The organism is Lachnoclostridium sp. An138 (genome assembly GCF_002160765.1).
GTDB lineage: Bacteria > Bacillota > Clostridia > Lachnospirales > Lachnospiraceae > Laedolimicola > Laedolimicola faecalis.
Genome location: NZ_NFLF01000002.1, coordinates 89700 through 105185, shown reverse-complemented (window position 1 = coordinate 105185; position 15486 = coordinate 89700). Strand labels below are relative to the sequence as shown.

At 51.4% G+C, this 15486-nt stretch carries 11 protein-coding genes and 1 pseudogene; 10 read left to right on the top strand and 2 right to left on the bottom strand.

Annotated features, from left to right (window positions below; all coding sequences use genetic code 11):
- Nucleotides 1-6 precede the first annotated feature (6 nt).
- The 9 genes and pseudogenes from recJ to B5E82_RS18385 all read left to right on the top strand — a co-directional run.
- Nucleotides 7-1725 carry a single-stranded-DNA-specific exonuclease RecJ gene (gene recJ, locus B5E82_RS02230; protein ID WP_087305782.1) on the top strand — a complete coding sequence of 573 codons (1719 nt, stop codon included), beginning with the start codon at nucleotides 7-9 and terminating at the stop codon, nucleotides 1723-1725.
- 212 nt (nucleotides 1726-1937) lie between these two features.
- The gene (locus B5E82_RS02225; protein WP_087305781.1) at nucleotides 1938-2462 is read left to right on the top strand and encodes an adenine phosphoribosyltransferase; all 525 of its coding nucleotides are present in this window, start codon (nucleotides 1938-1940) and stop codon (nucleotides 2460-2462) included.
- Nucleotides 2463-2584: 122 nt separating this feature from the next.
- Nucleotides 2585-4882, top strand: coding sequence for a RelA/SpoT family protein (locus tag B5E82_RS02220; RefSeq protein WP_242966233.1), 2298 nt, complete (start codon nucleotides 2585-2587; stop codon nucleotides 4880-4882).
- Between the two features lie 17 nt (nucleotides 4883-4899).
- Nucleotides 4900-5529, top strand: a complete 630-nt coding sequence (locus B5E82_RS02215; protein WP_087305779.1) for an MBL fold metallo-hydrolase — start codon at nucleotides 4900-4902, stop codon at nucleotides 5527-5529.
- Nucleotides 5530-5533: 4 nt separating this feature from the next.
- Complete coding sequence (hemZ, locus tag B5E82_RS02210) at nucleotides 5534-6991, top strand: coproporphyrinogen dehydrogenase HemZ (RefSeq protein WP_087305778.1); 1458 nt, start codon at nucleotides 5534-5536, stop codon at nucleotides 6989-6991.
- A gap of 31 nt (nucleotides 6992-7022) precedes the next feature.
- Nucleotides 7023-7631: an HD-GYP domain-containing protein gene (locus B5E82_RS02205; protein ID WP_087305777.1), complete on the top strand. Its 609-nt coding sequence runs from the start codon at nucleotides 7023-7025 to the stop codon at nucleotides 7629-7631.
- Nucleotides 7628-8869 carry a histidine--tRNA ligase gene (gene hisS, locus B5E82_RS02200; RefSeq protein WP_087305776.1) on the top strand — a complete coding sequence of 414 codons (1242 nt, stop codon included), beginning with the start codon at nucleotides 7628-7630 and terminating at the stop codon, nucleotides 8867-8869. Before B5E82_RS02205 ends, hisS begins: the two co-directional genes overlap by 4 nt.
- Nucleotides 8870-9096: 227 nt before the next feature.
- Nucleotides 9097-10863: an aspartate--tRNA ligase gene (gene aspS / locus B5E82_RS02195; RefSeq protein ID WP_087305775.1), complete on the top strand. Its 1767-nt coding sequence runs from the start codon at nucleotides 9097-9099 to the stop codon at nucleotides 10861-10863.
- 697 nt (nucleotides 10864-11560) lie between these two features.
- Nucleotides 11561-11794 (top strand): annotated as a pseudogene (locus B5E82_RS18385) (transposase); the annotation flags it as partial.
- Nucleotides 11795-12200: 406 nt separating this feature from the next.
- On the opposite strand, the gene B5E82_RS02185 reads toward B5E82_RS18385, so the two are convergent.
- Entirely contained in the window at nucleotides 12201-13133 is a 933-nt protein-coding gene (locus B5E82_RS02185) for a PfkB family carbohydrate kinase (RefSeq protein WP_162610682.1), read from the bottom strand.
- A 111-nt stretch (nucleotides 13134-13244) separates the two neighbouring features.
- Nucleotides 13245-14159: a glucosamine-6-phosphate isomerase gene (locus B5E82_RS02180; RefSeq protein ID WP_087305772.1), complete on the bottom strand. Its 915-nt coding sequence runs from the start codon at nucleotides 14157-14159 to the stop codon at nucleotides 13245-13247.
- A gap of 276 nt (nucleotides 14160-14435) precedes the next feature.
- Between B5E82_RS02180 and B5E82_RS02175 the strand changes: the two genes are divergently transcribed.
- Nucleotides 14436-15455 (top strand): LacI family DNA-binding transcriptional regulator, encoded by a 1020-nt coding sequence (locus B5E82_RS02175; protein WP_242966232.1) that lies wholly within the window; start codon nucleotides 14436-14438, stop codon nucleotides 15453-15455.
- Nucleotides 15456-15486: the final 31 nt, after the last annotated feature.

Here is a 15486-nt window from a genome sequence, read left to right as displayed (position 1 = left end):
AGCGCCATGAGAGAAAAATGGGTGGAAGCGCCAAAAATCACCGGTAACGAAGAACTGGCGCGGAAATTTTCAGTAAGCCCCATGGCCATGCGTCTGATCCGCAGCCGGGCGGGAGAAAGTGAGGCAGAGGTCCGGGAATATCTCTGCGGTACCATCGAGGAGCTGGCGGACCCGTATCTGATGAAGGGAATGCGGGAGGCGGTATCCCTTCTGCGGGAAAAGATCCGGGAAGGCGCCTCTATCCGCATCATTGGAGATTATGATATCGACGGCGTCAATGCCACGCATATTTTAATTACAGCTCTCCGGCGCTGCGGTGCTCAGGCCGACACGGTAATTCCCGACCGCATGAAGGACGGATACGGTATCAACGAGCACCTGATAGGGGATGCGAAGAAGGCGGGAGTCGATACGATCATCACCTGCGACAATGGAATCGCGGCGGCAAAGGAGATTGCCTTTGCAAAAGAGCTGGGCATGACGGTGATCGTTACCGACCACCATGACATTCCCTATCAGGAGGAAGCGGATGGAAGCCGGACGGTGATTCTTCCGCCGGCGGATGTGATCGTAAATCCCAAGCAGCCGGACTGCCGGTATCCCTTTAAAAAGCTGTGCGGCGCGGCTGTGGCCTGGCGGCTGGCGGAAGCGCTCTACCGGGAGGAAGGAGTTCCCCGGGAGGAGTTTCTGGATCTGGCGGAATTTGCGGCAGTGGCCACAGTGGGAGATATCATGGACCTGACAGGGGAGAACCGGATTCTGGTGAAATATGGCCTGAAGCGGCTGGAGCAGACAAAAAATCCCGGATACCGGGCGCTTCTGGCTGTGAACGGTCTGGAAGGAAAAAAGCTGACGGCCTATCACATCGGATTCGTCATCGGGCCCTGCATCAATGCCAGCGGGAGACTGGACACTGCCCGGAGAGCGCTGCAGCTTCTGGGGGCGGAGACAAAAGCAGAGGCAGAAGAACTTGCGGGAGATCTGAAGGCGCTCAACGACAGCCGCAAGGATCTGACTGTAAAGGGCACGCAGCAGGCGGTCCAGATGATTGAAGAGACCGCTCTGAAACAGGACCGGGTGCTGGTGGTCTACCTTCCGGACTGCCATGAGAGTCTGGCGGGAATCATTGCGGGGCGCATCCGGGAAAAATATTTCAGGCCCTGTTTTGTATTGACGGACGCGGAAGACGGAGTCAAGGGCTCGGGCCGTTCCATTCCGGGCTACCACATGTTTGATGAGATGACCAGAGTGAGGGAGCTTTTCACCAAATACGGCGGCCATCCCATGGCGGCAGGGCTGTCGCTGAAGCCGGAAAACGTGGAGCCTCTTCGAAGGGCCCTGAATGAGAACTGCGCCCTGACAGAGGAAGAGCTGACGCCGCAGATTGCCTATGACGCGGTCCTTCCCATCTGTTACGCAGGGGAGCAGATTATCCGGGAGCTGGAGCTTCTGGAGCCCTTTGGGAAAGCCAATGAAAAGCCCCTGTTTGCCGCAGCGAATCTGAAGGTAAGAAGCGCGCGCATCATCGGGAAAAATCAGAATGTGCTGAAAGCGGCGCTGGAAGGTCCGGACGGCACCAGGGCCGATACCATAAGCTTTGGAGACGTTCAGGAAAATCTGGCATATATTGAAGGGAAGCAGGATGTCTGTATTCTGTATTATCCGGAAATCAATGAGTACCAGGGACGGCGCAGCGTGCAGCTGGTGGTAGAGAGCTGGCGGTGAACAGCTCTCTGCCAGGCGCGGTTTCCCTCAGGATATGCCGGAAAGCCCGCAGATAAGCGAAAATCTTGTCAAATACGGCCGTTCATGCTATACTATAGTACGTGTGCACAGGTATGCGCGGCAGGAAAGCTGCATGACGGCTGCCGGCAGGAGCTGCATGCCTGTATGGAAATGGGGAGCAAAGCAAACCTTAAGAAAAGAGGATTATAGATATGAAAAAACTGGAAGACTATGTAAGAAGCATTCCGGATTTTCCGGAGCCGGGAATCATTTTCCGGGATATTACCTCTGTGCTGCAGGATGCGGACGGCCTGCATCTGGCCATTGATTCCATGCAGGAGCTGGTAAAGGACGTGGATTTTGATGTGATTGTGGGTGCGGAATCCAGAGGCTTTGTGTTTGGAGCCCCGATTGCCTATAACATGCATAAACCCTTTGTGCTGATTCGCAAGAAGGGAAAGCTGCCCTGTGAGACCGTGTCCAGGGAGTACGACCTGGAATACGGCAGCGCGGAGATTGAGATGCACAGGGATTCCATCAAACCGGGACAGAAGGTTGTGCTGGTGGACGATCTGATTGCCACAGGCGGAACGATTCAGGCGGCCGCAGAGCTGGTGGAGTCTCTGGGAGGCGAAGTGGTAAAAATTATTTTCCTGATGGAGCTTGCGGGCCTGAAAGGACGGGAGCGCCTGCAGAAGTATGAAGTAGCTTCCGTGATTCGGTACGAGGGAAAGTAGCCACCAGGAAGTCAGCAGGCATCCCCGGTCTGGGAGAACTGTTTCCTGGAGCCGGGAAAGGAAACTGCAGAAAAAGATAAAGTTATAAATGCGGCAAAAGGCAGGTGTTGAGAATGGCAGAGATGAAGATTGGCGTGAAAAACCGGGATATGGAAGTAAATCACGATGATGAGAATGTGAAGGCCATGCAGGATTTTACGAGTCCCGACGTGCTTTACAGAGAGCTGATCAGCAGTGTGCTCAAATATCATCCTTCTACCGACATCAGTATGATTGAAAAGGCTTATAAGATTGCGTCGGAGGCTCATCAGGGCCAGCTGCGCAAATCCGGAGAGCCCTATATCATTCATCCGCTCTGCGTGGCGATTATTCTGGCGGATCTGGAGCTGGATAAAGAGACTATCGTTGCCGGCCTTTTGCATGACGCGGTGGAAGACACCGTGATGACCACGGAGGAGATTGCGCAGGAGTTCGGGGATGAAGTGGCCCTTCTGGTGGACGGCGTCACGAAACTGGGCCAGCTGTCTTACTCCGCGGATAAGATTGAGGTTCAGGCTGAGAATCTGCGTAAGATGTTCCTGGCCATGGCGAAGGATATCCGGGTCATTCTGATCAAGCTGGCAGACCGTCTGCACAATATGCGGACTCTGCAGTATATGAAGCCGGAGAAGCAGAAAGAAAAAGCCAGGGAGACCATGGACATCTATGCGCCCATCGCCCAGAGGCTTGGTATCTCCAAGGTGAAAAATGAGCTGGATGACCTGTCGCTGAAATATCTGGAGCCGGAAGTTTATTATGATCTGAAGGAACAGATTGCCGAGAAAAAGAGCGACCGGGAAGCCTTTGTGCAGAAAATTGTGTCAGAGGTACAGCAGCACATGAAGAATGCAGGCATTGAGGCTCATGTGGACGGACGTGTGAAGCATTTCTTCAGCATTTACAAGAAAATGGTGAACCAGCACAAGACCCTCGATCAGATCTACGATCTGTTTGCGGTCCGCATCATTGTGGAGACAGTGAAGGACTGCTATGCGGCCCTGGGCGTGATCCATGAGATGTATAAGCCGATTCCCGGCCGATTTAAAGACTATATCGCCATGCCGAAGGCGAATATGTATCAGTCCCTGCATACGACCCTGATTGGACCAAACGGCCAGCCTTTTGAGATTCAGATCCGTACCTATGAGATGCACAAGACGGCGGAATACGGTATCGCGGCCCACTGGAAATATAAGGAGAGCAGCGACGGCAAGAAGCCGGTGGATCAGCAGGAGGCAGAGAAGATGACCTGGCTGCGCCAGATTCTGGAGTGGCAGCGGGATATGTCTGACAACAGAGAATTCATGAATCTGCTGAAAAGCGATCTGGACCTGTTTTCCGAGAGCGTATACTGTTTTACGCCCACAGGAGAGGTCAAGGCGCTGCCCAGCGGTTCTACGCCCATAGATTTTGCCTACAGCGTGCACAGCGCTGTGGGAAATAAGATGATTGGCGCCAGGGTCAACGGAAAGCTGGTGACCATCGACTATAAGATTCAGAACGGCGACCGGATTGAGATTATCACCTCTCAGAATTCCAGAGGACCGAGCCGCGACTGGCTGAATGTGGTCAAGAGCACCCAGGCGAAGAACAAGATCAATCAGTGGTTTAAGAATCAGTTTAAGGAAGAAAATATTCTGAAGGGCAAGGAGATGCTTGCCCAGTACTGTAAACTGAAATCCATCAATACCGCCAATATCATGAAGCCGGAGTTCCAGAACGCTGTCATGCGCAAATATGGCTTCCGCGACTGGGATTCTGTCCTGGCAGCCATCGGACACGGAGGACTGAAGGAAGGCCAGGTTATCAATAAGATGGTGGAGGAGTATGAAAAGCTCCACCGGAAAGAGATTACCGATGAAAAGGTAATGGAGGCGGTCACAGAAAACAAGAACAACAAGCTGAAGCTGACCAAGTCCAAGAGTGGAATTGTAGTGAAGGGGCTGTCGGATGTATCGGTCCGTTTCTCCAAATGCTGCAGCCCGGTGCCTGGCGACGAGATTGTAGGCTTTGTGACAAGAGGACGCGGCGTCTCCATTCACCGGACCGACTGTGTCAATATTATTAATCTGCAGGAGTCGGAACGCCAGCGGCTGATTGACGCGGAGTGGCAGGATGTGGGTGCCTCTTCGTCCGGTGAGAAATACGCTACGGAGATTAAGATCTATGCCAACAACCGGACAGGGCTTCTGGTAGATATCTCCCGTATCTTTACGGAAAGAGGCATCGATATGACCAGTATGAATGTGCGGACCAGCAAGCAGGGAACCGCTACAATCTCGGTCACCTTTGATATCGGAGGAAAAGAGGAACTGCAGCGGATTGCAGAGAAGCTGTATCAGGTGGAAAGCGTGCTGGATGTGGAGCGAGCCACCGGCTGATAAGGGCAGGAGGGTCTATGAAGATAGAATGTATGGTGCTGGGCGCTGTGGCGACCAACTGCTATTTTGTCATAAATGAAGAGACGAAAGAGACGATTGTGATCGATCCGGCTGACCGGGCGGATGTGATTCTGAAAAAGGCCGCAGAGGAAGGCCTGACACTGAAAGCGGTATTTCTGACCCACGGGCATGGGGATCACATCATGGCGGTGCCGGAGCTTCGGGAGAAGACGGGAATTCCGGTCTATGCCTGCAGGGCAGAGGAAGAACTGCTTGCAGATCCCGGACAGAATCTGTCCACAGGGCTTTTCGGGAAGCCGCTGTCTCTGAAAGCAGATGTCCTGACAGAGGACGGCCAGGAGCTTACAGCGGCAGGCATGAAATTCCGGGTGCTGTCCACTCCCGGTCACACGCCGGGCGGCTGCTGTTATTACAGCGAAGAGGAAGGCGTACTGTTTTCGGGAGACACTCTGTTCTGCGGCTCCGTGGGCCGGACCGATTTTCCGGGCGGAAGCATGGGAACCCTGGTCCGCTCCATTTCAGAGAAGCTGATGCCCCTTCCCGACGAGACGAAAGTGTATCCGGGTCATCAGGAAGAGACGGCCATCGGCGATGAGAGACGGTGGAATCCTTTTATAAGGAACTGATAAAATGATAGAAGTAAAGATTAACGATGAGAGCTTTGCCTATGATATCCACTCACTGATTCAGGCCTTTTATCCGGGTAAGGAGGTCCAGGTCCGGGAAAAGGAAACATTTACAGAAGATTCTCCCCTGAAGATGGAGGCGGAGATTGGTGAAGCAGAAGTACGGTTTTTAATTTATGAAAATGGTATCTGCCGGGAGAGCGGTACGGTTTCCGTGGAAGACCCGGATCGAAAGGCGGTCAAGAACCAGTTGAAAAAGCTTCTGTATCAGAAGCTTTGTGCTTTTACAGGGAAGACACTGCCCTGGGGGACGCTGACCGGAATCCGGCCGGTGAAGATTCCCATGGCCATGCTGGAAGAAGGTCATTCCAATCTGGAAATAGCCCGGTATATGTGGGAGACTTATGACTGCAGCAAAGAAAAGGCAGCCCTTGCCATCTCCATTGCCAACCGGGAGCGGGAGGTTCTGGAGGGGCTGGATTACGAAAACGGCTACAGCCTTTATGTGGGAATTCCCTTCTGCCCAAGCATCTGCCTGTACTGTTCATTTTCCTCATCCCCCATGAAGCTGTGGGAAAAGCGGGTAGAGGATTATCTGGAGGCGCTGTTTAAGGAGCTTTCTTTTCTGGGAAAGGCTTATGCGGGCAGAAAGCTGAATACAGTATATGTGGGAGGCGGGACTCCTACCACACTGAATGCCTCGCAGCTGGACAGACTTTTGTCCTGTATAGAGGAAAACTTTGATCTGCAGTATCTGAAGGAGCTGACTGTAGAAGCGGGACGTCCGGACAGTGTGTCTCCGGAGAAGCTCCGCGCTTTGAAAGATCATAAGGTGACAAGAATCTCCGTCAATCCCCAGACCATGAACCAGAAGACGCTGGATTTGATTGGAAGAAAACATACAGTGGAAGAGACCGTACAGGCTTTCCATATGGCGAGGGAGGCCGGCTTTGACAATATCAATATGGATCTGATTGTAGGGCTTCCGGGAGAGGGCATTGAGGATGTACGCCACACCATGGAAGAACTGCGCGCTCTTGATCCGGACAGCATTACGGTCCATTCTCTGGCGGTCAAGAGGGCCGCGCGGCTGAAGCTGTTCCGGGACACCTATGAGGAGATGGGTTTCCAGAACAGCCAGGAGATTATGGACCTGACGTATCGGTACTGCGTGGAGCAGGGAGCTTACCCCTATTATCTCTACCGGCAGAAAAATATGGCAGGCAATTTTGAAAATGTAGGTTACGCGAAGGTTGACAAAGCGGGAATTTACAATATACTGATTATGGAAGAGAAGCAGACGATTCTGGCCGCAGGAGCAGGAGCGTCTTCCAAGTTCGTGTTTGCCGCCGATCACATTGAGAGAGTGGAAAATGTCAAGGATGTGGCCCAGTATATCGGGCGCATTGATGAGATGATCGAACGGAAGAGAAGCTTTATGGAGGCTCACGGCCTTTTCTGAGACAGGATTTGGAACAGGAATAGAAACAGGAATGAACAAGGTGACGCCCCTTTCCTTTTTTGAAGAGGATATCACAGAGGAAATCAATCACGGGATCAGAGTCAGCAACCTGGCTTATTATACGGCGAAAAGCCTGGGACTGTACGAGACTCAGTGCCATGAGCTGGCAGTGGCCGGCATGGTACATGACATCGGAAAGCTGAGAGTATCCGGCTATCTGTACGGACGCCATGAGGATACGCTGAAGATCGAGGAGATGAAATATGTCCGGATGCACCCGAGGCTTGGCTATGAGCTTCTGATGCGTCATGATTACTCGGATTTCGTGGTGGAAAGTATTTTATATCATCATGAAAATTATGACGGTTCCGGATATCCGGAGAATCTGGCTGGCACGCAGATTCCTCTGGGCGCCAGAATTCTAAGAGTATGCGACGTATACGCGGCGCTGACTTCGGACCGGCCCTACCGGAAGGCCTTCGATTCGGAGACGGCAGTGGAACTGATGATTGAGGAAGTAAAAAATTTTGATATGAGAGTATTTCTGGCCTTTCAGAGAGTGATTCACGAGGAGGAGCTTCAGGAGAAATGGGAGCTTCCCCGCATAGAGGTCCGGATTACAGAGGAGGAGAACATATGATTACACAGGCTCCAAGAGGAGTGGAAGACTGGTACGGCGAGCGGATGCACCGGCGCGCGTGGGTGGAGCGCCAGGCAAGAGAACTGGCACGCACCTACAATATGACTGAGATTATTACCCCGATGTTTGAGCACACCGTGCTGTTTCAGCGCGGCGTGGGCGAGACCACGGACGTGGTGCAGAAAGAGATGTATACCTTTAAGGATAAGGGCGACAGAAGCATTACGCTGAAGCCGGAAGGCACGGCGGGAACCATGCGCGCTTACCTGGAGCATAATATGTATGCCAACCCGGCCCCCACAAAGCTGTACTATGTGACGCAGGCTTTCCGTTATGAGAAACCTCAGAGCGGGCGCCTCCGCCAGCATCACCAGTTCGGCGTGGAGTTTGTGGGCTCCAAGAGTCCTCTGGCTGAGGTGGAAGTGATTTCCCTGGCGGCTGCCCTCATCCGGAAGCTGGGGCTGAAGGATGTAAAGCTTCATATCAACAGCATCGGCTGCCCGAACTGCAAGAAGGATTACAACAAAGCGCTGCTCTCCTATCTGAGAAAGCATGAGGACGCTCTGTGTCCTACCTGCCGGGAAAGAATGCAGAAAAATCCCATGCGCGTCATCGACTGCAAGGTGCCCGAGTGCAGGGAAATTATCAAGGATGCGCCCCGGACCATCGACTATCTGGACGAGGAGTGCCAGACGCATTTCGCGGAGCTTCAGAAGCTCCTGACCGAGCTGGAGATACCGTTTGAGGTGGATACGGGCATTGTCCGCGGTCTGGACTATTATACGAAGACCGTGTTTGAGTTTGTGAATTCCGAAGGCTTCACCCTCTGCGGAGGCGGACGCTATGACGGCCTGATTCATGAGATTGATGAGAAGCATGACATTCCTTCTGTGGGCTTCGGCATGGGAATCGAGCGGATTCTCTATTTCCTGGAGAAGGAAGGCGTGGAGCTGCCGGCCATGGAGACGCCGGATCTCTATGTGGGAATTCTGGGAGCGGACGCAAGGGCGAGGGCCTATAAGCTGGTAAATGAAATCCGGAGCCACGGCCTGATTGTGGAGACCGATTACATGGACCGCAGCGTCAAGGCGCAGATGAAATACGCCAATAAGATTGGCGCGAAGAAAGTAGTCATCATCGGAGCGGACGAGCTTGAGAAGGGCACGGCGAATGTGAAGGATATGGCCACCGGCGAGCAGACTGAGGTGAGCTTGAACGAGCTTCCGGCGTTGTTTTAGTGTTACTATTCACAGCCACTCCACCCACATGCGCACTCGTCGCCTCTTCGAGGCTTCAGTCCCGCTCCTTACGGAGCTAAGACTGCTTATGTGGGTGGGGTGACTGCTTCACAGTCCTGATTCAGAAATGATAACAAATGCTTACGTGCAAGCACGACACATTTGTTATCATTTCTGAATTGGCTGTGAATAGTAACTTTTAAATAGATTTTAGGAGGAGAAAAGAGATGTTTCAGTCAAGAACACATACCTGCAATGAGCTCCGGCTTTCTGACGCAGGAAAGACCGTCACCATTGTGGGATGGTATGAAAATATGCGGAAGGTCAGCAAGAATCTGGGATTTTTGATTCTGCGGGACTTTTACGGCACGACCCAGGCGGTCATTGAGACGGAGGAGATGATGGCCCGTCTGTCCGGTGTCAATACGGAATCCACCCTGTCCATTACCGGCGTGGTACGTGAGCGTTCCAGCAAGAACCCGAATCTTCCCACCGGAGAGATCGAAGTAGTGCCCACCGATATTCAGGTGCTGGGCCGCTGCCGTTACAACGAGCTTCCCTTTGAGATTAACCATTCCAAGGAAGCAGATGAGAATGCAAGGTTGAAATACCGCTATCTGGATCTGAGAAATCCGGCTGTGAAAGATCGGATCGTTCTGCGCTGCAATGTGGTGGCAGAGCTCCGCAAGAGCATGACAGAGCACGGATTCCTGGAGATTACAACGCCGATTTTGACCTGTTCCTCTCCGGAGGGCGCAAGAGATTACCTGGTGCCGTCCAGAAATCATCCGGGCAAGTTTTACGCTCTGCCCCAGGCGCCCCAGCAGTTCAAACAGCTTCTGATGACCTCCGGTTTCGACCGTTATTTCCAGATTGCGCCCTGCTTCCGTGACGAGGACGCAAGAGCAGACCGGTCTCCGGGAGAATTCTATCAGCTGGATATGGAGATGGCTTTCGCAAGCCAGGATGACGTATTTTCCGTGCTTGAAGATGTGCTTCCGCCCATCTTCGCAAAATACGGCGTATACAAGACAGCCTCCAGCGCGCCCTTTAAGCGGATTTCTTATCATGACGCCATGGAAATCTACGGCTCTGACAAGCCGGATCTGCGCATCGATCTGACCCTGCAGGACGCAACTGCATGTATGGCAGACTGCGGCTTCGGACCCTTTGAGGGACAGAACGTAAAGGCTGTGGTATTCAGCGATTTCAAGGGCACCCGTAAGGTGATTGACAAGATCTGTGCCGATGTGGAGGTGCAGACCGGAAATAAGGCTTACTGGTTCCGCCTGGATGAGAACGGCGAGCTGGTCGGCGGTATCTCCAAGTTCCTGGCAGACAGAAAAGAGGCTGTGATCGAGGCGCTGTCCTTAAAGCCCGGCGATTTCGTGGGCCTGGCGGCAGGAAAGAAGCTCGCGGCCCAGAAGACTGCAGGCGTGCTCCGCAAGGTGCTGGGCAACACGGTGGAAGGCCATATGAACAAGGAATGCTACGAATTCTGCTGGATCGTAGACTTCCCCATGTACGAGATTGGCGAGGAGTCCGGAAAGCTGGAATTCTGCCACAATCCGTTCTCCATGCCCCAGGGCGGCATGAAGGATCTGACAGAGAAAGACCCGCTTGACATCTATGCTTACCAGTATGATTTGGTTTGCAACGGCGTGGAGCTGTCCTCCGGCGCTGTCCGGAACCATGATCCGGAAATCATGGTAAAGGCTTTCGAGCTGGTCGGCCTCGGCGAAGACGATGTGAAGGCCAAGTTCCCGGCCATGTACAACGCATTCTGCTACGGAGCTCCGCCCCACGCAGGCATCGCTCCGGGCGTGGACCGTATGGTAATGCTGATTGCGGGAGAGGAAAGCATCCGCGAGATCATTCCGTTCCCCATGAACAAGACGGCCCAGGACGTTATGATGGGAGCTCCGGCCGAGGTAGACCCGCAGCAGCTGAAGGATGTGCATATCCAGGTGGTAATGCCGGAGAAGAATGCCTGACGGCGGTTCAGGAAACAGATGACAACAAAAGAGCTTTTGCAAAGTAGGTGAACAATCATCTATGGAGCAAGGGCTCTTTTTTGCGCTGAGAAACAAAAAGAGAGTATCGCTCTATCATTTAATCGGAGGATTTGCATCATTCTCATCCAATCTTTCGTCACAGTTATAGCAGAGTCATTTAGTGTTTTTCTGTATTTCTTTGGTTTCATATTATCCTTTGTTTAATGCTGATTCGATGTGTAATTCTGTTACTGTTCGCTCCAATTCACAAATCCGTGTAAATTTGCTTTGTGAATGAGACCAATTCACAATTGAATTATATTTTTACTGGGTTGTCGACTAATACTGGAAGCGGGTGATAAATGTCGATTCCCTGATTTACATCCGTAGAGAATAGTTGGGTTCTACGGATGAAATATGCTATTTTTATGATTCTATTCCATAGTTCTTGAATACTCACTTACTTTTCGCCGGAAGTTTCTGAAATAAGATGATGGCTTGTCCTAAACTTCTCAAGAATGAATTCCAGAGACTATCTATTTCTTCCCGACACCTCCTGTCTGAATGAACTGCACCCCAAAAGTAGGATAAGAAAGCCAACGATAGGGGCGCAGTAATCCACGGGAAAAGAATTGTTCAGTGAGGAATTAAGATTAGCGGTTGTTCAGTATGTACTGGAAGGGCATACACGCAAAAAGGCATTCGACAAAGTATGTCCAGAAAGGGAAACTGTCTGGACAATGCGGTTATGGAAGACTTCTTCAGAATGTTCAAATAGGAATTGCTATACCTATGGACGTTCCAATCATTAGACGAGTTTTGCCAGGAACTAAACGCCTATCTTGAATACTATAACCACAACCGAATCAAAGAAAAACTGAATGGGTTAAGCCCTGTCCAATACAGAATTAAAAACGGCTTTGCCGCATAACTCTTGTCTAACTTTTAGGGTTCACTTCACTGAGGCACGTTGTCTCTTGTACACTGACGCAATAATGACTATAAGTCAATAGCAGCAGTCTGCTTTTTATAATTCAGGAAAAGGAGGAGTTTATGGAAAGCAGGAGGGAAGGAATTCAGATTGTGTGAAAAAAGTCCGTTTGAACATGCCTCATAGAGAGGTGGAACAGTTTACAGATCAGATCAAAGGAGCATCAGGAGAGCATTATGAAAGAGACAGATATGGAGAAGCTGCGGGCATGGCTTAAGATTGTGGCAAAGGCCAAAACGATAGAACAGTTCCGTACACTGGCAGGCATCTGACTTTAGACAGGCCCCTCGCTGTCTGGTTTCAGAGAGTGCAGAAGCTGCCAGTGTGCTGGCCTGCGTTTTTGGTGCTATGCCTTCAGTAGCGAAAAAAGTTCAGGGTATAAAGAAATCATCTCCTCTAAGGTGGAAAAGGCTGGAAAGGTTCCCCATTTCTGTACGGTCTGGGCAGCATACAGACTTGCCAGCTCGCACCCTTTGTTAAGCGGTATTCTGCGCACAAGAGCAGCCGTCACAGCGGCCAGGAAGGAATCTCCGGCCCCGGAGGTGTCCGTGACAGGGACAGGGTGGGCGGGAAAGGAGAAAACCTGATTCTTGTCAAGCAGAAGGCAGCCGTTTCCGCCCAAAGTCAATATGATGCGTGCACAGCCATATAGTTTTTGAAGCTGCCGAATGCTCTGGACGTCATAGGAGTTCAGGGAGGAATGGCCTTTTCCTGTGCAGGCGGCGGGGTGACAGCTCTTCAACGCCAGCAGAGCATCTCTTTCCGTCTGGTTTACCACTAGCAGATCAACAAAGTCAAGTCTTCCAATATCCCCTTCGGGAGCAGGGGAAGGATTCAGAATTACATATTTCCCCATGTTTTTGGCATAGGAGGCTGCTTCCAGGGCATCGGAAATTCGGATTTCAAAGCCTGTAATCAGGTATTTGGCTTCCGGATACTGGCGGATGCCGTGGTGGATTTCTGATGTAGAGAAGCAGGCTGCCTCTCCTCCGAGAAGTATAGAATTGCTGCCGGAGCGGTCCACCAGGATCGCTCCGATTTGCGTGGACATGGAGGGTTCGCGAATCAGAGCTTCGCAGGAAATCCCGTTTTCTTTCAGAAGCTCCTCACCGATATGTCCCCAGATGTCAGTGCCGATTTTGCTGACAAAGGCCGTCCGTACGCCGAGGCGCTCCAAAGCGGCAGCTGTATTGGAACCTTTGGCTCCGTCATCGCCGATTTCCCAGGAGGAACTCCACAGAGTTTCTCCGTTTTCCGGGAAATGAGAGAGCTTAATCAATTGTCCGACTCCGTGGGAGTGGAATACAAGAACCTGTGCAGGCTCATTGGAAATAGGAGTTTTAGAGCCGTGGCCGTCAGATAAGTTGGCGTTGGATATTTCGTTCATTTTTTAGTACCGTAATTCAGAGGAATAAAAGCCGTTGTCAGTTTCCATGGGGTGGGAGGCTGTGGCCTCATCACAGCACAATATTTTTTCAGGAATGCGGTCTACAAGGAGGGTAGCCGGATATTCCAAGGTAGGCTGTCCAAATAAAAGGACCCGGATGACGGTCTGTTTCCAGGAACCTGTCGTAATCATGAATACAATACGTCTGGCTTTCAGGATAGAGCAAAAGCCCAGAGTGATGGCCATAGGAGGGATCGCGTCATAGCAGCCGCCGGCCTCGCGCTCAGAGAGGGCAACAATCGTGTCGGGATTGATATGTACGATTCGTGTCCTGGATGCGGCGAATTCTTCCATAGTAATCCGGTGATAGGGATCACGGGGGGATTCACAGAAGGCGATCAATCCTTTGCAGCCGATGCCTGCCCAGACTGTATCGATACCGCCCAGCTCCTCTACCTTTTCATCGAAATAATCCAGATTGTGCATATCAGGCCATATCCGCTGGTCCTCCGGTACATTCAAAGCTTCATCAATCTGTCCGTAGAAGTCATGAAGCATGATGCCGCGCAGACTGTTGTAGGCATATTGGACCGGATAGGGGCGGCTTTGCCAGTCAAGCCATTCGTCCATGTGAAAAACATAGAGGTTTTTCAGACTGATGCGCTCCTCGTTGACACGGCGGCAGAAGGTTTTGTACTGGTCGAGCGGTCCCGCGGGCAGGATCCAGCGGGTAATTTTACCGGCCTGATTGTTGGCGATTATCTCGTCGGCCATCAGATTGCCGATATGCTCCATAGTTTCTGCCTTTGTGGGCAGCATGTCAATCCGATCTATTTTGCGATCAGGATGAGAAAAAAGAGCGCTGCGGGGAACGGAACACCAGCGGCGAAGCTGTTCCTTCGTAATGGCATATTCCATAACAAATACCTCCTTTTTAGAAGCTGAAATTTTGACTTTACCGTTTTAGTATAACGGACAAAAAATCAGGTGTCAATGGTTTTTACTAAACCGTTTTATCGATTTTTCCCTTTCTTTTTTGTAAATTTATGATATAATAAAAATCAGATCTTGTATCGCGCCGGCCTGGCTGTTCCCAACCGGACCGTATGTATTTCCATGAGAGCGACAAAGAACGATGGGAGGTTAACAGACGATGACAAAGGTGATGAGAAAGGAGTCAGATGCTTGAAATCAGTGAATATAAAGAAAATATCCCAGCTTGCGGGTGTGTCTCCGACGGCAGTTTCCTTCGTGTTGAATAACCGGGAGGGCGTCAGCGAGGAGACACGCCGGAAGGTGCAGGAGATCATCAAGCAGGAGGGGTATATACCGAATATCAATTCCAGGCGCCTCAGCATGAAGCGCAGCTTCAATATAGCGTTTATCAACAGTGAGACATATGCGATGTTTACGGATGCGTTCGCCAACGGGACGGTTAAGGCCGCTGTCTGTAAGGCGAACAGCATGGGCTATAATATCATGCTGCTGCCGGAGATGAATCTGAAAAACCGGGATTACTTGACGACGGTGATAGGCCAGGGAGACATCGACGGCGCATTGGTGATGCATGATATTGATCCAGTGATATATGCGACGCTCAAGGAAAATAAGATTCCGATGGTCGCAATTGACTCCCACATGCAGAATCCGCCTTATCCGTGCATTATGATGCGGTATGAGGAGCTTGCATACCAGGTATGTATGTATCTGATTGGGCAGGGACACAGGGACATCGCGTTTCTGGGCATTGAATCGTTGCCAGAGTTTTATCTGCGCTGCCTGAAGGGCTACCAGAGAGCCCTTTCGGAAAAGAACCTGCCGATCCGTGCGGAGTGGATCTTAAGTGCGGCCGATGACGGTATCAACGTGCCGGAGGCCGTCCAAAATACCTTGAAGGAAAAGCTGAGCAGAGAGCATCTGCCCACAGCGATCTTCTGTGTGAATGATCTGACTGCGATCGGAGCCATCAGCGGATTAGTGCAGATGGGGGCCTCCGTACCGGAGGATGTTTCCATTATCTCAATCGATGACATTTCTGTGGCAAAATACTATATTCCGCCGCTGACGACGCTGCGTGTGGATACCGCTTACATGGGGGAAAAGGCAGTGGAAATACTGCACAATATCATAGAAGGTAAGTCGGAGGGGGAGGTTTTCTGCATGGACGCGGGAGAATTGATTGTAAGAAAATCAGTTCACAGCCTAAATCCATGATCCAATAAGTTTATACACATTGCATAAAAAA